This is a genomic window from Litorivita sp. NS0012-18, assembly GCF_040371945.1.
Classification (GTDB): domain Bacteria; phylum Pseudomonadota; class Alphaproteobacteria; order Rhodobacterales; family Rhodobacteraceae; genus Litorivita.
Map to the genome: position 1 here is coordinate 1,289,753 of NZ_BAABWS010000001.1, position 23,630 is coordinate 1,313,382.

General features: G+C 60.9%; 17 protein-coding genes and 1 tRNA gene. 3 read left to right on the forward strand and 15 right to left on the reverse strand.

Annotated elements, in window-relative coordinates:
* Positions 1-9: 9 nt before the first annotated feature.
* The 14 genes from rpoC to ABWV64_RS06325 form a co-directional block, all read right to left on the reverse strand.
* Positions 10-4,251, reverse strand: coding sequence for a DNA-directed RNA polymerase subunit beta' (gene rpoC, locus ABWV64_RS06260; RefSeq protein WP_353343402.1), 4,242 nt, complete (start codon positions 4,249-4,251; stop codon positions 10-12).
* Between the two features lie 55 nt (positions 4,252-4,306).
* Positions 4,307-8,443 carry a DNA-directed RNA polymerase subunit beta gene (gene rpoB / locus ABWV64_RS06265; protein WP_353343403.1) on the reverse strand — a complete coding sequence of 1,379 codons (4,137 nt, stop codon included), beginning with the start codon at positions 8,441-8,443 and terminating at the stop codon, positions 4,307-4,309.
* A gap of 251 nt (positions 8,444-8,694) precedes the next feature.
* On the reverse strand, positions 8,695-9,072 hold the full coding sequence (gene rplL, locus ABWV64_RS06270; protein WP_353343404.1) for a 50S ribosomal protein L7/L12: 378 nt from the start codon (positions 9,070-9,072) through the stop codon (positions 8,695-8,697).
* 72 nt (positions 9,073-9,144) lie between these two features.
* Positions 9,145-9,660 (reverse strand): 50S ribosomal protein L10, encoded by a 516-nt coding sequence (rplJ, locus tag ABWV64_RS06275; RefSeq protein WP_353343405.1) that lies wholly within the window; start codon positions 9,658-9,660, stop codon positions 9,145-9,147.
* A 250-nt stretch (positions 9,661-9,910) separates the two neighbouring features.
* Positions 9,911-10,606, reverse strand: a complete 696-nt coding sequence (gene rplA / locus ABWV64_RS06280) for a 50S ribosomal protein L1 (RefSeq protein WP_353343406.1) — start codon at positions 10,604-10,606, stop codon at positions 9,911-9,913.
* On the reverse strand, positions 10,606-11,031 hold the full coding sequence (rplK, locus tag ABWV64_RS06285; RefSeq protein WP_353343407.1) for a 50S ribosomal protein L11: 426 nt from the start codon (positions 11,029-11,031) through the stop codon (positions 10,606-10,608). Before rplK ends, rplA begins: the two co-directional genes overlap by 1 nt.
* Before the next feature lie 105 nt (positions 11,032-11,136).
* On the reverse strand, positions 11,137-11,670 hold the full coding sequence (gene nusG, locus ABWV64_RS06290; RefSeq protein WP_353343408.1) for a transcription termination/antitermination protein NusG: 534 nt from the start codon (positions 11,668-11,670) through the stop codon (positions 11,137-11,139).
* Between the two features lie 396 nt (positions 11,671-12,066).
* Positions 12,067-12,264 (reverse strand): preprotein translocase subunit SecE, encoded by a 198-nt coding sequence (secE, locus tag ABWV64_RS06295; RefSeq protein ID WP_353344540.1) that lies wholly within the window; start codon positions 12,262-12,264, stop codon positions 12,067-12,069.
* A 107-nt stretch (positions 12,265-12,371) separates the two neighbouring features.
* Positions 12,372-12,447: transfer RNA gene (locus ABWV64_RS06300), tRNA-Trp, on the reverse strand.
* Between the two features lie 38 nt (positions 12,448-12,485).
* Positions 12,486-13,205, reverse strand: coding sequence for a CatB-related O-acetyltransferase (locus ABWV64_RS06305; protein ID WP_353343409.1), 720 nt, complete (start codon positions 13,203-13,205; stop codon positions 12,486-12,488).
* A 109-nt stretch (positions 13,206-13,314) separates the two neighbouring features.
* Entirely contained in the window at positions 13,315-14,283 is a 969-nt protein-coding gene (locus tag ABWV64_RS06310; protein ID WP_353343410.1) for a zinc transporter ZntB, read from the reverse strand.
* 83 nt (positions 14,284-14,366) lie between these two features.
* The gene (locus tag ABWV64_RS06315) at positions 14,367-14,699 is read right to left on the reverse strand and encodes a hypothetical protein (RefSeq protein WP_353343411.1); all 333 of its coding nucleotides are present in this window, start codon (positions 14,697-14,699) and stop codon (positions 14,367-14,369) included.
* A gap of 191 nt (positions 14,700-14,890) precedes the next feature.
* On the reverse strand, positions 14,891-16,066 hold the full coding sequence (gene tuf, locus ABWV64_RS06320) for an elongation factor Tu (protein ID WP_353343397.1): 1,176 nt from the start codon (positions 16,064-16,066) through the stop codon (positions 14,891-14,893).
* Positions 16,067-16,364: 298 nt separating this feature from the next.
* Positions 16,365-17,273 carry a hypothetical protein gene (locus tag ABWV64_RS06325; RefSeq protein WP_353343412.1) on the reverse strand — a complete coding sequence of 303 codons (909 nt, stop codon included), beginning with the start codon at positions 17,271-17,273 and terminating at the stop codon, positions 16,365-16,367.
* A gap of 305 nt (positions 17,274-17,578) precedes the next feature.
* Between ABWV64_RS06325 and ABWV64_RS06330 the strand changes: the two genes are divergently transcribed.
* A complete protein-coding gene (locus ABWV64_RS06330) occupies positions 17,579-18,955 on the forward strand; it encodes a cytochrome P450 (RefSeq protein ID WP_353344542.1) in 1,377 nt (458 codons plus the stop codon).
* Positions 18,956-19,101: 146 nt separating this feature from the next.
* On the opposite strand, the gene ABWV64_RS06335 is transcribed toward ABWV64_RS06330, so the two are convergent.
* Entirely contained in the window at positions 19,102-21,414 is a 2,313-nt protein-coding gene (locus tag ABWV64_RS06335; RefSeq protein WP_353343413.1) for a DNA topoisomerase IV subunit A, read from the reverse strand.
* A 327-nt stretch (positions 21,415-21,741) separates the two neighbouring features.
* On the opposite strand from ABWV64_RS06335, the gene ABWV64_RS06340 reads away from it, so the two are divergent.
* Together ABWV64_RS06340 and ABWV64_RS06345 are read left to right on the forward strand one after the other, a co-directional pair.
* Complete coding sequence (locus tag ABWV64_RS06340) at positions 21,742-22,296, forward strand: SH3 domain-containing protein (RefSeq protein ID WP_353343414.1); 555 nt, start codon at positions 21,742-21,744, stop codon at positions 22,294-22,296.
* Positions 22,297-22,441: 145 nt separating this feature from the next.
* Positions 22,442-23,293, forward strand: a complete 852-nt coding sequence (locus ABWV64_RS06345; RefSeq protein ID WP_353343415.1) for an SDR family NAD(P)-dependent oxidoreductase — start codon at positions 22,442-22,444, stop codon at positions 23,291-23,293.
* The last annotated feature ends 337 nt before the right edge of the window (positions 23,294-23,630 follow it).

Here is a 23,630-nt window from a genome sequence, read left to right on the forward strand (position 1 = left end):
GGCCTGCGATCAATCGCGGCTTTCGGGGGTTTCGACGAGCGTGTCGAAATCATCTCCGCCAACGATATCATCGGCCATCGGCGCGGCGAGTGCGGCGGCCGCTTCGGCCTCCTCACGGCGCGCTTCGAGCACGACGTTATCGCGGGTTTGCGCGATATGGCGCACGCGCTGTGTCGCACCGCCCGTGCCCGCAGGGATCAAACGACCCACGATGACGTTCTCTTTGAGACCGACCAGCTTGTCGCGCTTGCCCTGCACCGAAGCCTCGGTCAGAACCCGCGTGGTCTCTTGGAACGAAGCCGCCGAGATGAACGAACGGGTTTGCAGCGACGCCTTGGTGATCCCCAAAAGGATCGGCTCGCCGGTCGCCGGACGCCCGCCTTTGGACACGGCTTTGGCATTGGCCTCGTCGAACTCCGCCTTATCGACGTTTTCGCCCTTGAGCAAAGTCGTCTCGCCGCTGTCTTGGATTTCCCATTTTTGCAGCATCTGGCGCACGATCACTTCGATATGCTTATCGTTGATCTTCACACCTTGCAGACGGTAAACATCCTGCACCTCGTCGATCATATACTCGGCCAAGGCCTCGACGCCCATGATCGAGAGGATGTCATGGGGGGCAGGGTTGCCATCCATGATGTAATCACCCTTCTGGACGAAATCGCCTTCCTGCACGGGGATGTGCTTGCCCTTCGGCACCATGTATTCCACGGCTTCGAGGCTGTCATCCGCCGGCTCGATCGAAATGCGGCGCTTGTTCTTGTAGTCGCGGCCAAAGCGCACGTAACCATCGATTTCGGCGATGATCGCGTGGTCCTTGGGACGGCGCGCCTCAAAGAGTTCGGCCACACGCGGCAGACCACCAGTGATGTCCTTGGTCTTGGCGCCCTCGCGCGGAATACGCGCAACGACGTCGCCCATTTTGATCTCTTGGCCGTCTTCGACCGAAAGAATGGCATCGACCGACATCGGGTAGGTGACGGGGTTGCCCGCGTCATTGCGCACCGGCTCGCCGTCCGCATCCATGATAATGATCTCGGGCTTGAGCTCGTTGCCCTTGGGGGCCGCGCGCCAATCCATCACGATCTTCTGGCTCATACCTGTCGCGTCATCGGTCTCGTCCCGCAGGGCGATACCCACGGTCAGATCGACGAATTTCGCCGTACCGGCTTTCTCTGCGATGATCGGCAAAGTGTAGGGATCCCACTCATAAAGCTTGTCGCCGCGGGCAACCTTGTCGCCCTCTTTGACCATGAGTTTGGTCCCGTAACCGAGCTTGTGGCTGGCGCGCTCTTCGCCCGCATCGCCCAAAATCCGCAGTTTCATGTTCCGGCCCATGACGAGGATCTCGCCATTGGCATTTTCCAGAACCTGCGGGTTTTCAAACTCGATCTTGCCTTCCTGACCGGCTTCTTGGAACGACTGCTGGCCACCTTGGGCAACGCCGCCGATGTGGAAGGTCCGCATCGTCAGCTGTGTGCCCGGCTCACCAATCGATTGCGCCGCGATAATGCCCACGGCTTCGCCGGTGTTCACCATCGTGCCGCGCGCAAGGTCACGCCCGTAGCAAGTGGCGCAAACGCCGTCTTCGGCCTCGCACGTCAGCGGGCTGCGGATTTTGCAGGTCAGAACGGCGGCTTCTTCGATCGTGTCGGCCATACGTTCGTCGATCAATGTGCCGCGGGTGCACAGCACTTCGTCGGTCCCGGGCTTGCAGATATCCTCTGCCGCAACGCGGCCCAAGATACGCTCGCCGATGGAGGCGACCACCTCACCGTCATTGACGGCAGGCTCTGCGGTCACACAGCGCTCGGTTCCGCAATCACGCTCGCGCACGATGCAGTCCTGCGCCACGTCGACCAAACGGCGGGTCAGGTAACCGGAGTTCGCAGTCTTCAACGCCGTATCCGACAGACCCTTACGGGCACCGTGGGTCGAGTTGAAGTATTCCAGAACCGTCAGGCCCTCTTTAAAGTTCGAGATGATCGGCGTTTCGATGATGTCGCCGTTCGGCTTGGCCATCAGGCCGCGCATCCCGCCGAGCTGTTTCATCTGGGTGACCGAGCCACGCGCACCGGAGTGGGCCATCATGTAAACCGAGTTCGGCTCCATTTCGGCGCCATTCTCGTCCTGTTTGACCGACGAGATGGTGGTCATCATCGCTTCGGTGACCTTGTCGTTACACTTCGACCAAGCATCGACAACTTTGTTATATTTCTCGCCCTGAGTGATCAGACCGTCCATATATTGTTGCTCGAAATCCTTCACCTGATCGCGGGTCTCGTCAACGATCGGCCATTTGGTATCGGGCACGACCATGTCGTCCTTACCAAAGGAAATACCGGCCTTGAAGGCTTCGCGGAAGCCCATGGTCATGATCTGGTCACAGAAGATGACGGACTCTTTTTGTCCGCAATAGCGATAGACCGTATCAATGATCTGCTGCACTTCTTTCTTACGCAGCAGACGGTTGACCAATTCGAACGGCGCCTTGGCGTTGAGCGGCAAAAGCGCGCCCAAACGCACACGGCCCGGTGTGGTTTCGAACCGCACCATCACCTCGTTGCCCTCTTCGTCGATCTGCGGAATACGCGCGGTGATCTTCGAGTGCAGGTGAACCGCACCGGTATCAAGCGCATATTGCACCTCGTCGATCGAGGAGAAGACCATGCCTTCGCCCTTCATGCCGGTCCGCATGATCGTGGTGTAATAAAGGCCCAAGATCATATCCTGCGACGGAACGATGATCGGCGCGCCGTTTGCAGGCGACAGAACGTTGTTCGTCGACATCATCAAGACGCGCGCTTCAAGCTGTGCTTCGAGCGAGAGCGGCACGTGAACGGCCATCTGGTCACCGTCAAAGTCGGCGTTAAAGGCCGAGCAGACCAGCGGGTGAAGCTGGATCGCCTTACCTTCGATCAAGACGGGTTCGAAGGCCTGAATGCCAAGGCGGTGAAGCGTCGGCGCACGGTTGAGCATGACGGGATGTTCGCGGATCACCTCATCCAAGATATCCCACACTTCGGGACGCTCTTTTTCGACCAGCTTCTTGGCTTGCTTCACGGTGCTCGACAGGCCCTTGGCCTCCAGCCGCGAATAGATGAACGGTTTGAACAGTTCGAGCGCCATCTTCTTGGGCAAACCGCATTGGTGCAGCTTGAGCTCGGGGCCCGTCACAATCACCGAACGACCCGAGAAGTCGACGCGTTTGCCCAAAAGGTTCTGGCGGAAACGGCCCTGTTTGCCCTTGAGCATATCCGACAGCGATTTCAGCGGGCGCTTGTTGGCACCGGTGATCACGCGGCCACGGCGGCCGTTGTCGAACAAGGCATCGACGGATTCTTGCAACATCCGCTTTTCGTTGCGCACGATGATATCGGGCGCGCGCAATTCGATCAGACGCTTCAAACGGTTGTTCCGGTTGATCACGCGGCGATAGAGATCGTTGAGATCCGACGTCGCGAAACGGCCACCATCAAGCGGCACCAGAGGGCGCAATTCCGGCGGGATCACGGGGATCACGGTCAGAACCATCCACTCGGGGCGGTTGCCCGATTCGAGGAAGCTTTCGACAACCTTCAAACGCTTGATGATCTTCTTGGGCTTCAGCTCGCCTGTCGCCTCTTTGAGATCGGCGCGCAGGGTTTCGGCCTCTTGCTCCAGATCGATCGCCGCCAGCATTTCGCGGATCGCTTCGGCGCCGATATTGGCGGTAAACGCATCCATGCCATAGGCATCTTGGGCGTCCATATACTCTTCTTCGGTCATCATCTGACCGTATTGCAGGTCGGTCAGACCCGGTTCGATCACAACGTAGTTTTCGAAATAGAGCACGCGTTCCAGATCGCGCAGCGTCATGTCGAGCATGAGGCCGATCCGGCTGGGCAGCGATTTGAGGAACCAGATATGGGCAACGGGCGAGGCCAGTTCGATATGGCCCATACGCTCGCGGCGCACCTTTTGCAGCGTCACTTCGACGCCGCATTTCTCGCAGACAACGCCGCGATATTTCATGCGCTTATATTTGCCGCACAGGCATTCGTAATCCTTGATCGGGCCAAAGATACGCGCACAGAACAGGCCGTCACGCTCGGGTTTGAACGTGCGGTAGTTGATGGTCTCGGGCTTTTTGATCTCGCCATAAGACCACGAGAGAATCCGCTCCGGCGAGGCCAGCGAGACTTTGATCTCGTCAAACGTCTTGATCGGCGCGACGGGGTTGAACGGGTTGTTTGTCAGTTCCTGGTTCATTTTGATGTCCTCAAATTGGTTGCGGAAGGGGGGAAGGGAATAAAGGCCGAGGCCCTTATTCGTCCTCCTCCGCATCCAGGAGTTCCATGTTCAGGCCAAGGCCGCGGACTTCTTTGACGAGCACGTTAAAGCTCTCGGGCACGCCCGCTTCAAAGTTGTCTTCGCCTTTGACGATGCTTTCATAGACCTTGGTCCGGCCCGCCACGTCATCCGACTTGACGGTGAGCATCTCCTGAAGCGTATAGGCCGCGCCGTAAGCTTCGAGCGCCCAGACTTCCATCTCCCCGAAACGCTGACCACCGAACTGCGCCTTACCACCCAGCGGCTGCTGTGTGACAAGCGAGTAAGGACCGGTCGAACGCGCGTGGATTTTGTCGTCCACCAAGTGGTGCAGTTTGAGCAGGTATTTCATACCCACGGTCACTTTGCGCGAGAATTGCTCGCCCGTGCGACCGTCAAACAGAACCGATTGGCCCGAGGTGTCGAAACCGGCACGCGTCAGCGCGTCGTTCACATCGGCCTCTTTGGCGCCATCGAAAACCGGCGTTGCAATCGGCACACCGCCGGTCACATTGCCTGCCGCTTCGACCAATTGGTCGTCGCTCATGCCTTCGATGCCTTCGGCGTAAACGTCATCGCCATAAGCAATGCGCATCGCCTCTTTGACCGGCGACAGATCGCCGGAGCGGCGATAGCCTTGCAGCGCCTCGTCGATCTTCACACCGAGCGCGCGCGCGGCCCAACCGGTATGCGTCTCAAGGATCTGACCGACGTTCATACGCGACGGAACGCCCAAGGGGTTCAAACAGAAATCAACCGGCGTGCCATCGGCAAGGAACGGCATGTCTTCCATCGGAACAACGCGCGAAATCACACCTTTGTTGCCGTGACGACCGGCCATTTTGTCACCCGGTTGCAGCTTGCGCTTCACCGCGATGAACACTTTGACCATTTTCATCACACCCGGAGGCAGGTCGTCGCCGCGGCGCACTTTCTCGACCTTATCCTCGAACCGCGCGTCCAATGCACGTTTCTGGATCTCGTATTGCTCGTTCAGAGCCTCGACAATCTGTGCATCTTTCTCGTCTTCGAGCGCCAGTTGCCACCATTGACCGCGGCTCAGCATGCCGAGCAGATCTTCGGTGATTTCCGAGTTCGACTTGACGCCTTTGGGGCCTTTGACGGCGGTTTTACCCAGCATCAAATCCTTGAGGCGCGCATAGATGTTGCGGTCCAGAATGGCCAATTCGTCGTCGCGGTCACGGGCCAGACGTTCGACCTCTTCACGCTCGATCTGCAAGGCACGTTCGTCTTTTTCCACGCCGTGGCGGTTAAAGACGCGCACTTCGACAACCGTCCCGAAATCACCCGGTTTCACACGCAGCGATGTATCGCGCACGTCCGAGGCTTTCTCGCCGAAGATGGCACGCAAAAGCTTTTCTTCCGGTGTCATCGGGCTTTCGCCTTTGGGGGTGATTTTCCCGACCAGAATATCGCCCGGCTCCACATCCGCACCGATATAGACGATGCCCGCCTCATCGAGGTTGCGCAGGGCTTCCTCGCCGACGTTGGGGATGTCGCGGGTGATCTCTTCCGGCCCGAGCTTCGTATCACGCGCGGCGACCTCGAATTCCTCGATATGGATCGAGGTAAACACGTCATCACGGGCGATCCGCTCGGAGATCAGGATCGAGTCTTCGTAGTTGTAGCCGTTCCAAGGCATAAAGGCGACGACCACGTTTTTACCCAAGGCCAATTCACCGATATCGGTGGAGGGGCCATCGGCAATCACTTCGCCTTTGGTGACCATATCGCCCACTTTCACCAGCGGACGCTGGTTGATGCAGGTGTTCTGGTTCGAACGCTGGAACTTGCGCATGCGGTAGATATCCACACCCGCATCGCCCAATTCGAGGTCCTCGGTGGCGCGGATCACGATACGCTGCGCATCGACTTGGTCGATGATACCACCGCGTTTCGCCATGATCGCAGCGCCGGAATCGCGGGCCACGATTTCCTCGATACCGGTGCCGACCAGCGGCGCCTCGGCCCGCAACAGCGGAACCGCCTGACGCATCATGTTCGAGCCCATAAGAGCACGGTTGGCGTCATCGTTTTCAAGGAAGGGGATCAAGGACGCCGCGACCGAAACCAACTGTTTGGGGCTGACGTCGATCAGGTCCACGCTTTCGTTGGGCGCGAGCATATATTCGCCCGACTGACGGGTGGAGACCAGATCATTGATGAACTTGCCCTCCTCGTCGAGGTTGGCGTTGGCCTGCGCCACGGTGTGGCGCTGCTCTTCGGTGGCGGACATATAATGCACTTCATCGGTCACCTTGCCGTCTTTGACGGTGCGATAAGGTGTTTCGATAAAGCCGTATTTGTTCACCCGTGCGAAGGTCGCAAGCGAGTTGATCAGACCGATGTTCGGCCCTTCGGGCGTTTCAATCGGGCACATGCGGCCATAGTGGGTGGCGTGAACGTCACGCACCTCGAAACCGGCACGTTCGCGGGTCAAACCGCCCGGCCCGAGCGCCGAGAGGCGGCGCTTGTGCGTCACTTCCGACAGGGGGTTGGTCTGGTCCATGAACTGCGACAATTGCGACGAGCCGAAGAACTCGCGCACGGCAGCCGCGGCAGGTTTGGCGTTGATCAGGTCTTGCGGCATGACGGTGTCGATCTCGACCGAGGACATACGCTCCTTGATCGCGCGCTCCATGCGCAAAAGGCCAACACGGTATTGGTTTTCCATCAATTCACCGACCGAACGGACACGGCGGTTGCCGAGGTGGTCGATGTCGTCGATGTCGCCCTTGCCGTCGCGCAATTCGACCAGAGCCTTGATACAGGCGACGATATCCTCACGGCGCAGGGTGCGCTGTGTGTCTTCGGCGTCCAGCGCAAGGCGCATGTTCATTTTCACGCGGCCAACGGCCGAGAGGTCATAGCGCTCGGAATCGAAGAACAGCGTGTCGAACAGGTTCGACGCGGCCTCGACGGTGGGCGGCTCGCCCGGACGCATGACGCGGTAGATATCCATAAGCGCGGTGTCGCGGCCCATGTTTTTATCCATCGCCATCGTGTTGCGCATATAGGCGCCGACATTGATGTTATCGATATCGAGAACGGGGATCTCGGTCACACCCGCATCGACAAGCTCCTTCACGGTGCCGCCGATCAACGTGCCGTCCTTGTCATATTCCAGCGTCAGCTCATCGCCCGCTTCGACATAGATCGCGCCGTTTTCTTCGTTGATGATATCCTTGGCGACGAATTTGCCAACGATATGCTCGTAAGGCACCAGCAGGTTTTGCACCTTGCCCTCGTCGATCAATTTCTTGACCGCGCGCGGGGTGATTTTCTTGCCCGCTTCGGCGATCACTTCACCGGTGGCCGCATCGACCAGATCATAGGTCGGACGGGTGCCGCGCACGCGCTCGGGGAAGAACTTGGTGACCCAGCCCTTGCCCTTGTCCAGCGTGTAATCGACGGTGTCGTAATAGGCGTCCATGATCGCTTCTTGGTCGAGACCGAGCGCATAGAGCAGCGTGGTCACCGGCAATTTGCGGCGACGGTCGATCCGGCAGAACACGATGTCTTTGGCGTCGAATTCGAAATCGAGCCACGAGCCGCGATAGGGAATGATGCGGCAGGCAAAAAGCAGCTTACCCGAGCTGTGGGTTTTGCCCTTGTCGTGGTCAAAGAACACACCAGGCGAGCGGTGCATCTGCGAGACGATCACGCGCTCGGTGCCGTTCACCACAAAAGTGCCGTTCGGGGTCATCAAGGGCATATCGCCCATAAAGACATCTTGTTCCTTGATGTCCTTGACCGACTTGTTGCCGGTGTCCTCATCGACATCAAACACGATCAGACGCAGGGTGACCTTGAGCGGCGCGCTATAGGTCATGTCGCGCTGCATGCACTCTTCGACGTCGTATTTCGGCTTTTCCAGCTCGTATTTCACGAACTCGAGGATCGAGGTCTCGTTGAAATCCTTGATCGGAAAGACCGATTGGAACACGCCCATGATGCCTTCACCATCGGTGGGCTGGGGCGCGTCGCCGGAATTCAAGAAGAGATCATAGGAGCTTTTTTGCACCTCGATCAGGTTGGGCATTTCCAGCACTTCGCGGATTTTGCCATAATATTTACGCAAACGTTTCTGGCCAAGGAAGGATTGAGCCATGGTCGATGTCACCTTTCAGTTTCTCATGGGACGAAGATACCGTTGGGCACCGGCATCTCGCCCTTTCGAGACGGTTAAGTTCTGATCAATTCATGGCCATCTTCCCAAGGACAGCCTCCCGATCGGTGAACCTCACCTGAGAAAACGCTTTGCGGCATTGCCGTGAAAGCCCTTTCTAAGACAGGTTCGGCTGGGCCCGAAAACCATCGGACCCAGCCTGCATTTGGTGCTCCGGCTTACGCCGGACGCAATTACTTGAGCTCGACTTCGGCGCCAGCTGCTTCGAGCTTGGCTTTGATGTCTTCTGCTTCGGCTTTGTCGACGCCTTCTTTGACGGCTTTGCCGCCAGCTTCGACCAGCTCTTTTGCTTCTTTGAGGCCCAGACCGGTGATGCCGCGGACTTCTTTGATGACGTTGATTTTCGACGCGCCGGCCGAAACCAGGATCACGTTGAATTCGGTCTGCTCTTCAGCAGCCGCGCCGCCTGCATCCGCAGGGCCAGCCATCATCACTGCGCCGCCGGCGGCGGGCTCGATGCCATACTCGTCTTTGAGGATGGTTTTCAGTTCTTGGGCTTCGAGAAGCGTCAGACCAACGATCTCTTCAGCAAGTTTTTTCAGATCAGCCATTTTAGACTCTTTCCGTTTTTCTAAAGTGTGTTCCAACGTGCGGCTTATGCCACCACGCGAATTTCAGATTGCTTAGGCCGCGGCCTTGTCCTCGATCGTGGACAAAATACCCGCGATGTTCGAAGCAGGCGCGCCAATGGCCCCCGCGATGTTCGAAGCAGGTGCGCCGATGCAGCCAACGATCGAAGCAATAAGCTCCTCACGCGACGGCATGGACGACACGGCTTTAACACCGGCACGGTCCAGAGCGTTTTCACCCATTGCACCGCCAAGGATAACGAACTTGTCGTTGCCTTTGGCGAAGTCCTCGGCGACCTTGGCTGCTGCCACGGGGTCCTCGGAATAGGTCAAAACGGTCATGCCCGAAAGGTACTCTGCAACCGAAGCGCAGGGCTTACCCTCAAGGGCGATTTTGGCGAGCTTGTTCTTGGCAACGCGTACGGCTCCACCGGCTTCGCTTGCGCGTGCCCGAAGATCCTGCATTTCAGCAACCGTGAGACCCGCGTAGTGGGCAACCACTACAACGCCAGAGCTTTCAAAGATTTGGCCGAGTTCCTCGACCACTTTCTCTTTCTGGGCTCTATCCACAGTTTTACTCCAAATTTGGGGGTCTCCCCCCGGCTCAGTTACGTCAGGTTTCCCTGACAATCGGGTCCAATTTCAGGGTCCCGAGGCCAATATCGCCCGAAGGTCTAAGCCCTTCGGAAATTGTCTCGTTTCCCATCTCAGGAAGGACTTATGCCACGCGGTTGCGCCGCACCCTCCGTCTCGGACAGGACAGGGCCAAAGCGGCCCCGCCATTCGCGCGGCGCCCCCGAAGGCACGCCGCTTGAATTCTTTACTCGGTGGCTTTTGCCACGTCGATGGTCACGCCCGGGCCCATGGTGGAGCTCAAAGCGATCGACTTCATATAGGCACCTTTGGCGCCCGACGGCTTGGCCTTGGCCACGGCGTCGATGAAGGCTTGGATGTTTTCAACCAGCTTGGCTTCGTCAAACGAGACTTTGCCAACGCCCGCGTGCACAACACCGGCTTTCTCGGCCTTGAACTGCACTTCGCCGCCTTTGGCCGCTTTCACGGCGTCTGCGACGTCCATGGTCACGGTGCCAACCTTGGGGTTCGGCATCAGGTTGCGCGGGCCAAGCACCTTACCCAGACGGCCAACGATCGGCATCATGTCGGGGGTTGCGATGCAACGGTCAAACTCGATCTTGCCGCCTTGGACGATTTCCATCAGGTCCTCGGCGCCAACGATATCGGCCCCTGCCGCTTGGGCTTCATCGGCCTTCGCGCCGCGTGCAAAGACTGCAACGCGAACGGTTTTACCGGTGCCATTGGGCAGACCGACAACGCCGCGGACCATTTGGTCGGCGTGGCGCGGATCGACACCAAGGTTCATTGCGATTTCGACGGTCTCGTCGAATTTGGCCGAAGCCGAACCTTTGACCAGAGCAACAGCCTCTGCAACCGAGAGAGCCTCTTTGCCTGCGAAAGCTTCGCGCGCGGCGCTAAAACGTTTTCCAACCTTAGCCATTACTTCACCTCAATGCCCATAGAACGGGCCGAGCCCATGATGATCAGCATCGCCGCGTCAACGTCATTGGCGTTCAGATCTTTCATCTTGGCTTCGGCGATTTCACGCACCTGAGCCGCGGTCACGGTTGCGACGGTTTCCTTGCCTGGCAATTTCGCGCCCGACTTAACCTTTGCCGCTTTTTTCAGGAAATAAGACGCAGGGGGCGTCTTGATGTCCATCGTGAACGATTTGTCTTGGTAATACGAAATCACGGTCGGGCAGGGTGCACCCGGCTCCATTTCCTGCGTCTTGGCGTTGAACGCCTTGCAGAATTCCATGATGTTGATACCGCGCTGACCGAGCGCCGGACCCACGGGCGGGGACGGGTTCGCTTGACCGGCGGGCACTTGCAGCTTCATCGTGCCGACGAGTTTCTTGGCCATGAGGCCTCTCCTTCATTCCAACGCATCAGGGGCGCGCCCCTTCCGCTCTCAGTTGTGTGGTCCGGCCCGCCGCATCGCGATGCGGCTGCCTCCCACGGCGACACATCAGGCCTGTTTGGTGACCTGTGTGAATTCCAATTCGACCGGCGTCTCGCGGCCAAAAATCGAGACCATCACCTTGAGGCGATTGTTCTCTTCATCGACTTCTTCAACCATGCCGTCGAAATCCTCGAACGGGCCATCGTTGACCTTAACCTTTTCGCCGATCTCGAAGTTGATCAGGGTGCGCGGGCTTTCTTCGCCTTCCTGAACACGGTTCAAGATCGCATTGACCTCGGCATCGCGCATCGGCATCGGGCGGCCTTGCGGGCCCAAGAAACCGGTGACGCGGTTGATCGAGTTGATCAGGTGATAGCCCGCATCCGACATTTCCATATGGACCAGAACATAACCGGGCATAAAGCGACGCTCGGAGGTCACCTTCTTGCCGCGGCGCACTTCGATCACCTCTTCGGTGGGCACCAGAACTTCGTCGATCTCGTCCTCAAGACCGTTCTCAAGCGCGGAAGTTTTGATCTGCTCGGCGATCTTTTTCTCGAAGTTCGAGAGAACGCTCACAGAATACCAACGTTTCGCCATCTTGACCCAAGTCCCATTTTTTGCGCCCGACCCTGCGCCCATAAGGCCCGCGGATCGGGGAAATTCTTCATATTTTGCAAACGTTTAATTGTTTGCCGCCGAAACAAAAAATCGGCGTGGGGCCCGAATCGCCACACGCCATTTCCTGATCAGACTTGCGATCTACATCGCGCACCCCAAAAATTCAAGGCCCAAGGGCGCATTTTCATGCGCTCAAATCCGCCGATGGCGCGCCGACAGCTTTGGCGCGCAAATGGCAAAGGTTACGATTTTGTTGCTGCGCCGTGCGTCGCTGCCCCTGCCCCTTCGCCCCTGCCCCCTCGCGCCTGCCCGCAACGCAAAACGCGCCCCAAAGGGCGCGTCTTGATAAATCCCGTAGCGATCAGCGATCTGCGATCAACCGAACAGCGACAACAGCCCCGTCAGACCTTGGCGGATCAAAATATCGACCACCGCAAAGAACACCGCCGTCAGCGCCGCCATCACGAACACCATCCCCGTGGTCAAAAGCACCTCGCGGCGCGTGGGCCAAACCACTTTCGCGGTCTCGGCGCGAACCTGATTGATGAACTGAAGCGGATTGGTGCGGGCCATGTGATCGATCTCTTTTTGCGTTTCAAGGCCCGACATACGAGGGCCGTGCAGCAATTTCAAGGCTGGATTAGGGCGCGGCGGATTTGATCACCGCCGCAAAAGGGTCTTGGCAGGGGCACCAGGGTTCGAACCCGGGACCTACGGTTTTGGAGACCGTCGCTCTACCAGCTGAGCTATACCCCTAAGACCGAGGGCGGGATTACGCCATGCGCGCGTTGAGATCAAGCGGTTTCAGACGGATTTTTACCATTATCAAACGGCGGCGGCATTGCGCCTGCGCCACGATGCTCAAGCACCGCGTTTTTCAACGGCTCCACCTGCGCCGAGGTCAGGACCGGCATCAGCGCGCCAATCGTCTCCAGCGGCAAATCCCACCATGCCAATGCCTCCAGCAAGGCGATGATCTCGGGGGCGAACCTGCGCCGCACCACGCGCGCCGGATTGCCCGCGACCACCGCATAGGCGGGCACATCGCGCGCCACCACCGCCCGCGCGCCGATGATGGCGCCATTGCCCACCGTCACCTGGGGCAAAATCGTCGCCCCATCGCCGATCCACACGTCATGGCCGATCACCGTATCGCCCCCTTTGGCAAATTCCTGCGCGAAATAGGGCATCTGCGCCGCATCAAACACCGCAAAGGGAAAGGCGGTGAACCACCTCTTTGGATGGTCCGCCGAAGAGGTGATGAACCGCGCGCCATTGGCAATCTGGCAAAACCGGCCAATGCGCAAACGCTCGGGCGCGCCTTTGTGCAAATAGGGCGCCAGCCGCGCGGCGTAATCCTCGACCGCGCCGAAATCGTTGTAATAGCTATAGGCACCGACCTCGATATTGGGATGGTCGATCACCGCATCCAGCCAAACCGTATTGGGATAGACCTGCCCGTCCGGCAGGGTGATCGGATGACGCGCGCGCGCGTCCAAAGACAAATCAGCCATAATCTGAACTCCTGTGATAAAGAAAAATCAAACAAGGTTCATTTGCTGTTCATCGCGCCCTCCATCATCGGCGAGACATATCGTGCCACGACCGCGCAAAAATATCAACTCACACCCAGCGCAGCCGCAGCAAAAGCGCGATCTGCACCGCGAAAATCGCCCCCATACCGCCGCACAGCCACCAAAAGGCCAAAGGCGCCTCGACCCCTGGCATGCCGCCGACATTGACCCCGAAGAGGCCGGTCAAAAAACCCAGCGGCAAAAACACCGCCGAAATAATCGAGATCAGATACATATTGCGGTTGAGCCGGTCAGACAGCTGCCCTGCCAGCTCCTCGCGAAGGACCGTCAGCCGCTCGCGCATCGCGTCGAGGTCTTCGATCATCCGCGTCATACGGTCGTGGGTCTCTTGCAAACGGCGCCGGTCCTCGGGGCCAATGGGGCCGCCGCCCTCGGACATCGCCAAAGCCTCCAGAGCATCGCGTTGCGGCGCGACATAGCGGCGAAAGGTGATCGAGCGCAGCCGGTGATCGACAAGCCTGCGCCGCAGCGAGGCCTCGGGCGTGCCCGCCACCTCGGCTTCGAGCGTGTCGGAAAAATCGTCCAACTCGCGGCCAAATCCGTCGATCCGCACCGCCAGACGCTCGGCCAAAAGCGCCAAAAACCCACCCGCGTTCATCACCGTGCCGCCGCGCAGCATCTCGATCAGATCTTCGATCGCCCGCATCCGACGGCGCGACACCGTCACGATCCGATGCGCATCCACCCAGGCCCGCACCGAGACCATATCCTCGGCCTCGGCCCCCTCGTTGAGATTGACCCCGCGCAAAATCACCAAGAACCCCTCGCCGATCCGCGTCGCGCGCGGGCGGGTTTCCTCGGCCAGAAGCGCCGAAATCGCATGCGGATCAAGATAGGCGAGATGCTCCTCGATCCATGGGCGCGCCTGCGGATGGGTGCCGTCCAGATGCACCCAAGCCAAAGCATCATCATGCAACAGCGCGATGGCCTCGCGTTCGGTCAATTGATCCGCACCTGCAATATCAAGGCGGTAGGCATATTTGATCGGGTTTGTCATAGAGGCAACGGTAGGCTGCGGCGCGCGCCGCCGCAAGAGGCAGCACCCCGCGCCCCCTCACGCAGACAAGCGCCCCGCACGGCTCACCCGCCGCGGCAGCCAAAGGGCACAAAAGTGCTCGCCATCCCCTCATTCATCGTCATCATCGTGAGCATATCGACCAGCCTGCCCTCCTGCGGCGTCGCGGGGCAAATCGCATGGGTCTTCACACAGCCCGCGGCAATAAACGCATCGTTTTGCGCCAAAAACTCGGCCCGCAGCCCCTCACGCCCGAGCGCGGCCAAGGCATCACCAACCGCCGCCTCGTAATAGAAGCACTTGCGCTCGCTCCATGCGTCGGCCTGCGCGCCATGCGCCCCCACGGCCGCCAAGATGGTCAAGGCCATCCGCCCAAAGCGCCAGAGTGTTTTTGTCACGGGCTTGCTCCTCAATGATGTTTGCGCCGCAAGCTACCCTGACGCCGCGCCGCGCAAAATACCGCAATACCCGCATATTTCCCCGCCCGATCACGCGCGGGAAATAGAAGCGGCCAATAGAAAAAGGGCCGCCCGAGGGCAGCCCTTAAATGCATCTTTCACTCGCCGTTGCCAGCGCGTCAAATCACCGCTTACGCGATGATTTTCGACACGACGCCGGCGCCGACGGTGCGGCCGCCTTCGCGGATGGCGAAGCGCAAGCCGTCTTCCATGGCGATCGGGGCGATCAGTTCGACTTCGAACTTCAGGTTATCGCCAGGCATCACCATCTCGGTGCCCTCGGGCAGCGTCACGGTGCCGGTCACGTCGGTCGTGCGGAAGTAGAACTGCGGACGGTAGTTCGCGAAGAACGGCGTGTGACGGCCACCCTCGTCCTTGGTGAGGATATAAGCCTCGGCCTCGAACTTGGTGTGCGGGGTCACAGAACCCGGCTTACACAGAACCTGACCACGCTCGACGCCTTCACGGTCCACACCGCGCAGCAAGGCGCCGATGTTGTCGCCCGCTTCACCGCGGTCGAGCAGCTTGCGGAACATTTCAACGCCCGTGCAAGTGGTTTTCGACGTGTCGCGGATACCGACGATTTCGATCTCGTCGCCCACGTTGATCACACCGCGCTCGACACGGCCGGTCACAACCGTGCCGCGGCCCGAGATCGAGAACACGTCTTCGATCGGCATCAAGAAGGGCTGGTCCACCGCACGTGCAGGCGTCGGGATCCAGCTGTCGACAGCGTCCATCAGCTTGCGGATCGAATCTTCGCCGATCGCATTGTCGCGGCCTTCCAAAGCGGCCAGAGCCGAACCGGGGATGACCGGAATATCGTCGCCAGGGTAGTCGTAGGACGACAGCAATTCGCGGATTTCCATTTCAACCAGCTCGAGCAGCTCGTCGTCGTCAACCTGATCCACTTTGTTCATGTAAACAACCATGGTCGGGATGCCGACCTGACGGCCAAGCAAGATGTGCTCGCGCGTCTGGGGCATCGGGCCATCGGCCGCGTTCACAACCAAGATCGCGCCGTCCATCTGCGCCGCACCGGTGATCATGTTCTTCACATAGTCCGCGTGGCCGGGGCAATCGACGTGCGCATAGTGGCGGTTTTCGGTCTCGTATTCGACGTGCGCCGTCGAGATCGTGATCCCGCGGGCTTTCTCTTCGGGCGCGCCGTCAATCTGATCATAGGCTTTGAAGTCACCAAAATATTTGGTGATCGCTGCCGTCAGCGTGGTTTTACCGTGGTCAACGTGGCCGATCGTGCCGATGTTAACGTGCGGTTTATTACGCTCAAACTTTTCCTTAGCCATATCGAGGCGCCTCGTAAGTTGGGGGGCAAAGGCCCATAAGTCATATTTCGGGCAATTGCCCATCGGGTTACTCCGCGGGCCATTTATTGGCTTTGGGCGGGAAAATCAAGCCACAGTTGTCGATCCGCCCGATTGCAGATCAATTGCAGATCAATTCGGGCGCGTCAAAGCGATGCGATGCCATGGCAGGACTGCACGCGCGCAGTCCCGCGCGCCGCGCGGCGGGCCATCGCGCCCATCCAAGGCGGCCCGAAGGCGCACATAATTTCAATGCGTTAAGGCAAATGCGCGCCGGTTTTTACTCTGCTGCAGCCTGAGCGGCGGCTTCGGCCTCGCGCGCGGCTTTGCGCGCGGCGCGGCGCTCGGCCCATGTCATCGGCGCGACAGGCTCGCCTTCGATCACCGGCGCCATGGGCGCAGAACCGGCGGCAGGCGCTGCGGCCACTGTCTGTGCGGTGCTGTCTTGCGCTGCGGCGGCAGGCGCGGGCGCGGCGTTCGGGGCGGCGGCGCTGGCGGGTTTGGCGGTATTGGCAGGTTCGGACGGCGCGGGCGCCTCACTCTCATCCGCGGGTGCCGCCTCTTTTGCCTCGGCTTTGACCGGTTTGGCTTTCACCACCGGATCGGCGGCCTCGGCGGCCAGACGCTCGGCCTTTTGCGCGGGCGTCTCCTTGAACCAGCCTTGCTCGCGGTGCTGGCGCTCGAGCCAGATCTCGATCATCTTCGCGGCGTTGCGGCTCAGATTGGCCAGCTGCTGCTCCTTGGATTGCGTCAGGCCCGAGCCAAGGATCGTCGCCCCGCCGCCGCCTTCAAAAACGGTCAACTGCTTGGGCTCTTCATTGAGCTTCCTGCCCGCCGCATCGTCCCAAGCGGTGACATTGATGATCAAAACCGATTTGGGCGAGAACACCAAAGGCACACCTGGCGCGGCGAGAACGTAGCCGTCGAGGCTGACCCCGATGTGATAGAGTTTGGAGCCCGAATAGCGGCCCAGACGCGCCTCGATATCCTTCTCCACCGTCTTGATCCATGTGGCGTCATCCATGTCGCGCGACAGCGGACCTTTCACCAGATGCGGCGCGACCACAACGTTATGACCCAAGGCGAAATTGCCCAAATCCTCGCGGCTGGAGTGCAAATCGCTGGCGTCGGTGCAGGCCCCGAGGGCGAGCAAAGCAAAGGCGCAGGCGGCATAAATCAGTCGGGTCATGGGCTTCTCTTCTTTGGGCAGACCATAGCTAACGCAGCGCGCCCGCGCGCGCAATGGAGCAGATGGCCGCGCGCGGCGCTGTGATGCGCCGTGATCGGGCGGCGCGCACGCAGGCAAAGCTTGCATTGACGCGCGCGAGGTCTACCATCTGCGGCAAGGAGGCCCTGACGATGTCCGACGCCGATCTTGCCGCTGATCTTGCCACCGACCCTGCCAAATCACGGGCCCTTGCGTCCGCCCTGTCCGCTGCGCCCGATCCGGCGGCGGCGCGCCTGCCGGTCAAAGTGCCACTGGTGACCCAGCCCATGGGCATTTTGCAAACCGTCAATGCGGCGCGCAAAAACATCCTTTTGATCATCCCCGAAATCGCCACCACCCAACCGATGGTCAGCGGCAAAATGGGGCGCCGTTGGCATATGGTCATGGACCCTGCCGCGCTGCGCCATGTGCTTGTGGCCGAGGCCCCCGCCTATCCCAAATCGGATGTGACCAAAAACCTGCTGCGCCCCGCCATCGGCGAGAGCCTTTTCGTCGCCGAGGGCGCCCATTGGCGATGGCAAAGACGCGCCGCCGCCCCCGCGTTTTCGCATCGCAACATCCACGCCCTCGCCCCCGTGATGAGCGCCGTCGCCGATGCCACCTCGGCCCGTATCCGCCAGCAATCCAATCAGGGCAAACGCGCCGTGGACATGGCGCAAGAAATGGCCCGCGCCACATTCGACGTGATCTCGGATGTGACCTTTTCGGGCGGCGAGGGGTTTTCGCGCGACGAGATCAACCGCGCCATCAACAATTACATCGACGAGGCCGCGCGGGTCTCGTTTCTCGATGTGATCGGCGTGCCGACTTGGGTGCCGCGCCCTGCCCGCCTGATGAGCCGCAAGATCCTGCGCAAGACCCAAAGCATGGCCGATGCGGCGATCCGCGAGCGGCGCGCGCGCGGGGCCAGCGCCATTCCCGACCTGCTCGACCTGCTGCTGGCGGGCAGCGATCCCGACACCGGCCGCGCCATGAATGACGCCGAATTGCGCGATAACCTGCTGACCTTTATCGTCGCGGGGCACGAGACCACGGCGCTGACCCTTGCTTGGGCGCTCTACCTCATGGCCTTCGATCCGGCGCGCCAAGCCAAGGCGCGCGCCGAGGCGGCGGCGGTTTTGGGATCGGGCAGCCGCGCCCGCGCCGCCTGCGCGGATGACCTTGCCCGCCTGCCCTATATCCGCCAGATCATCGACGAGACCTTGCGCCTTTACCCGCCTGCGGCGCTGTTGGCGCGCACCGCGCAAAAGCGCGACACCCTCTGCGAGCGGGCGATCCATGCGGGCGATACGATCACCATTCCGGTCTATGCGCTGCACCGAAACCGCTTGTTGTGGGAGGCGCCCGACGCCTTTATCCCCGAGCGGTTCGAAGGCGGCAGCCCCGCGCCGCGCTTTGCCTATCTGCCCTTTGGCGACGGGCCGCGCATCTGCATCGGCGCCTCTTTCGCCTTGCAAGAGGCGGTGATCATTCTGGCCACGCAACTGGCGCGGTTCGAGTTTGCCGCCGTGGCGGGCAAAACCCCCGATCCGGTGATGATCCTGACCCTGCGGCCCGAGGGCGGCGTATGGCTCACCGCCACGCCCCTGCCCGACGCCGATCCCGCCCCCGCGCCAGATCCCGCGCCCGCAGCAACGCGATAGCGTAAGGGCACCCGCACGGCGCATCGCCTTCGGCGCGAAACATGCCGCGCCAAACGAGCAGCGCGTTCCATGCGGCGCAAAGAAAAAGGCGGCCCGCGAAGGCCGCCCGTTTTGCTTGGTCCCATATGACGCCTTGAGCGCGGCGCTTAGGAGGTGAATTTATTGTCCCTCGGGAAACCGCGCGGGGCCATGCGGCCCGCCGTGGCGCGTTTGCCGGTCCATTCGTCAAGCGCGGTTTCGGTGCGCGTGCGCCCCGCCGGATCAAGCCAGCTCAGCCCCGCCTCCATCTCGAAGGTGGTCGCATCGGACAATCCGCCGTCCTTGTATTTTTGCAGCCGCACGCCCTTGCCGCGCGCCATTTCGGGCAATTCGGCAATCGGGAAGACCAGAACCTTGCGGTTCTCGCCGACCACGGCGACATGATCGCCCTTGGCCTCGCGGCAGACCTGCGCGCGCACATCGCCGCGCACGTTGAGCACCTGTTTGCCGGTCCGCGTTTGCGCCAAAAGCTCCGCCGAAGGCACCACAAACCCGTCGCCCGCCGAAGAGGCCAGCAGCATTTTGACCCCCTCGCGGTAGATGAACAGATCGACGATTTCCGCCTCATTGGGCAGATCGACGATCAGCCGCACCGGCTCGCCCATCCCGCGCCCGCCAGGCAAGAGCGAGGCCCCGATGGTGTAGAAGCGCCCGTTGCTGGCAAAGATCAAAATCCGGTCGGTGGTCTCGGCGTGGAAGATAAACCGGCCCTCGTCGCCATCCTTGAATTTCAATTCGCGCGTCAGGTCGATATGGCCCGACATGGCGCGGATCCAGCCCATTTTCGAGCACACGACCGTCACCGGCTCGCGGTCGATCATCGCCTCGAGCGGCACCTCTTCGACCTCGCCCGCTTCGGCGAACTGGGTGCGCCGCGCGCCGCCCGCGTAATCCTTGCCGAATTTCTTTTTGGTCTCCTTGAGCTGCGCCGCGATCGCGTCCCATTGCAGTTCGGGCCGCTCAAGCAGGTCCTCAAGCCCCGCGCGCTCTTCCATCAAAGCGTTGCGTTCATTGACCAATTCCATCTCTTCGAGACGGCGCAAGCTGCGCAGGCGCATGTTGAGGATCGCCTCGACCTGCACCTCGGTCAATTCGCCTTCGCCGCTGGCGGGCAGGGGCGAGACATAGGATTTCTCGTCAATCGCGCGCACATGCTCCTTGCCCCATTCCTCGGCCATCAGGGCGGATTTGGGGTCATCGTCATAACGGATGATGTCGATCACACGGTCGAGGTTGAGAAAGGCGATGATAAAGCCTTCGAGCACTTCGAGCCTATGGTCGATCTTTTCGAGCCGGTGCTCGGAGCGGCGCTGCAGCACCTCGCGGCGGTGGTCCAGAAACGCCCGCAGCACCTCTTTCATCGAGCAGACCTTGGGCGTCAGCCCGTCGATCAGCACGTTCATATTCATCGAGAACCGCACCTCCAGATCGGAGTTGCGATACATCATATTCATCAAGACCTCTGGCTCGACATTCTTGCTTTTCGGCTCCAGAACCAGCCGGATGTCATCGGCGCTCTCGTCGCGCACATCGGCGAGGATCGGCACTTTCTTGGTCTGGATCACCTCGGCGATCTTCTCGATCAGCTTGCTCTTTTGCACCTGATAGGGAATTTCGGTGATCACGATCTGCCATTGCCCGCGGCCAAGGTCCTCGACCTGCCATTTGCACCGCAACCGGAAGCTGCCGCGCCCCGTGGCATAGGCTTGCGCGATATTCTCGCGCGGCTCGACGATGACGCCGCCGGTGGGAAAATCAGGACCAGGCACGAAGTTCAAAAGCGTATCGTCGCGCGCCTCGGGCACTTTGATCAGATGCAAACAGGCATCGCAAAGCTCGGCAATGTTATGGGGCGGGATATTCGTCGCCATGCCCACCGCGATCCCCGAGGCGCCATTGGCCAGAAGGTTGGGGAAGGTCGCGGGCAACACCACAGGTTCGCGCAGCGTGCCGTCGTAATTGTCGCGGAAATCGACCGCATTCTCGTTGAGCCCTTCGAGCAGCGCCTCGGCCACCGCCGTCATCCGCGCTTCGGTATAGCGGCTCGCCGCAGGGTTATCGCCGTCGATATTGCCGAAGTTCCCCTGCCCGTCCACAAGCGGATAGCGCACGTTGAAATCTTGGGCCAGACGCGCCATCGCATCGTAAATCGCCATATCGCCATGCGGGTGGTAATTGCCCATCACATCGCCGGAGATTTTCGCCGATTTACGAAACCCCCCGTTCGAGGCCAGCCGCAACTCACGCATCGCAAACAAAATCCGCCGGTGCACGGGTTTGAGCCCGTCGCGCGCATCGGGCAGCGCGCGGTGCATAATCGTGCTCAGCGCATAGGTCAGATAGCGATCGCCAATCGCACGGCGCAGGCTCTCGACGCCGGTGGCGGGGTTCATCTTGGGGTCGTCAATCATGTCACTCATGTATGTTGTGTAATCGCGCCGCTCATTCGGGTCCAGAGGGGTTTTCGCCCCCGCCCGCGCCGCGCCGCCCGCCAATCGGCCGTTGCCGCCCTGCAACTGCGGGAAAAACCAAAAGAATATTCCCCGTGACCGCTCAAAACCGATCCCGTAGGACGGGAAAACTTATCCCCAAAGGGCAATTTAGGGGTGACCCGAAGAGATCGAATCTGTTAGGGAAAAATTAAGTTTTGAGTGCCGCCTGCCAGCGGCGAAAACTGGGCGCCAAAGGCATCACCTAGCGCCGGTTAACAAGTGAACGGGGGATAGGCCGCAATGTGGCGCTTCATTTTGACGACTTTTGCTTTTCTGGGCTGGGCCTTTTTCGAACTCAGCGGCGGCAGCGACTATGAACCGCGCAGCCGCGCGCCCATGCCCGACCAGCGCGCCGAAGCTGCGCGCAGCGATGACAATACCGCCATCACCCGCGCCCAAAGCGATCTGACCGCATTGCCCGACGCCAAGGTCACCCTCGCCGCCGCCACCGCCAAAGCGGTGCGCGCCGCCGATCAGGTCGGGGTTGCCGCGCTCGGCGTGCCCACGGTCAAAGCCGCGCCGCAAACCGTCAAAACCCAAACCGCGAACAGCCAAACCGTCCAAGCCACACCGGTCAGCTTTACCGCCTCAAGCGCCGCCGAACCCGCCTTGGACCTGCGCCAGATCAGCGGCAACCGCGTGAACCTGCGCCTTGGCCCTGGCACCGAGTTCAACAAAATCGGGCAATTGTTGCGCGGCACCGATGTCGAAATCCTGCAAGACCCCGGAAACGGCTGGGTCAAGCTGCGGGTGCTGGAGACCAAACGCGTCGGCTGGATGGCGGATTATCTGGTCACCGCCTCCAACTGATCCGCGCCGCCGCATAACCGCGCCCGATCCGCCCGCCCTGCCTCCCCGCAGCGGCGGGCGTTTTGCATCGCGCTTGCGCCGCCGCGCCATCCTCGCCATATCTCGCGCCATGACGACACTGACGACACCGACGAAGATGACGGAAATGACCGACATGGCCCAAGCCCCCGCCCCCCGCTCGATCCTGATCACCGGCTGCGCGTCGGGCATCGGCTATGACGCCGCACACGGGATGCGCGCGCGCGGCTGGCGCGTATTTGCCGCCGCCCGCCGCGCCGAGGATGTCGCGCGCCTGGCCGCCGAAGGCTTTGACGCGGTCCATCTCGACTATGCCGACAGCGACAGCATCACCGCCGCCGTGCAATCGGTGCTCGGCGCCACCGGCGGCAGGCTGGATGCGCTGTTCAACAACGGCGCCTTCGCCATCCCCGGTGCGAGCGAAGACCTCAGCCGCGCGGCCCTGCGCCATATTTTCGAAACCAATCTGTTCGGCTGGCATGAATTGACCTGCGCGGTGCTGCCCGTGATGCGCGCCCAAGGCCACGGGCGCGTGGTGCAATGTTCCTCGGTGCTCGGCCTTGTCGCGGCTCCTTGGCGCGGCGCCTATAATGCGACGAAATTCGCGCTCGAAGGGTTGACCGATACCTTGCGGCTGGAGATGCGCGACACCGCCATCGACATCATCCTCATCGAACCCGGACCGATCACCTCGCAGTTTCGCAAGAACGCCGCCAAGGAATTCGAACGCTGGGTCGATTGGAAAGCCTCGCCGCGCGCCGCGCAATACGAGGCCAGCCTGCTCAAACGCCTCTACCGCGACAACGGCCCCGATACCTTCGAATTGCCCGCCCGCGCCGTGACCGACAAACTCGCCCGCGCGCTGGAGGCCAGACGCCCGCGCGCGCGCTACTATGTCACCACGCCGACCTATGCGATGGCCGCGCTCAAACGCCTCGCCCCGACCCGCGCCCTCGACTGGCTGCTGGCCAAAGGCTGATCCGCGCGCCCTGCGTCTGCGCCCGCACAAACGCGCCTCACCCACGAGCGTTACCCACGAGCGTCACCCAAAGGCGCCGCCGCCTCAAACCTGCCACCCCTCTTTGCAGGTTCGCCAAATATCCCCGCCGGAGGCATCTGCCCGCGCCGCCGCGCGCACCCGCCTGCGGCCCCACCCGCAGCCCCCGCCTCCCCGGGTCCCGCCGCTTCCCGCCGCCGCTTTGCCCCGACGGTCGTCGCCCCACCCGCGCGCCGCTGCGCCGCTCCGAACCCGCTATCTCGGGGGCGCAAACCGCACCGACGCAATACCGACAAAATACCGACGCGATACAGACAGG